The organism is Corynebacterium sp. HMSC034A01, from assembly GCF_001838175.1.
Classification (GTDB): Bacteria; Actinomycetota; Actinomycetes; order Mycobacteriales; family Mycobacteriaceae; genus Corynebacterium.
On record NZ_KV835916.1, the window covers coordinates 1 to 459 of the forward strand.

Genomic DNA, 459 nt, shown 5'->3' on the forward strand with positions numbered 1-459 from the left:
CCCGGTACGAAGGTCACCCGCGCAACGGGTGGTCGATGAAACAACTTGCCGAGAAAACCGGGGCTTCAGAACGAGCTATTGCGAACTGGACGAGTGAGCCGCGCGCCGATTACCTCGCCCGCGCAGACGAGAAGCGTGCCCGCGTCCGGGAGTTGCGCGGCAAAGGTCTGTCGGTGCGTGCGATCGCTGCCGAGACCGGCTACTCGGTCGGCACTGTCCATCGCTACGTCAAGGAAGCCCGGCAAGCGTCCTAACCCTGCCGCGCGACCGCTGGCGCGCTCGCTTGGCCACCAAAGTGCGACACACAGTATGCACTTTTAGAGCGAATGGGTTTTCGCTGCTCCGCCGATGTGTTGCACACCCGCGGCGCGTGCCGAAAATCGTTAGCGAACGTGCGCTAAAAAGCGTTCAAAGTTGATCTAACCGAATCAGATATTTCCGATTTTGGGCGTCACTTTT

Annotated in this window: 1 protein-coding gene; it reads left to right on the forward strand. The window is 60.1% G+C overall.

Annotation, left to right across the window (positions count from 1 at the left end; all coding sequences use genetic code 11):
* Positions 1 to 254: winged helix-turn-helix transcriptional regulator (locus HMPREF2791_RS00125; RefSeq protein WP_070843751.1), on the forward strand; the 254-nt coding region annotated here is incomplete at its 5' end.
* Between the last annotated feature and the right edge of the window lie 205 nt (positions 255 to 459).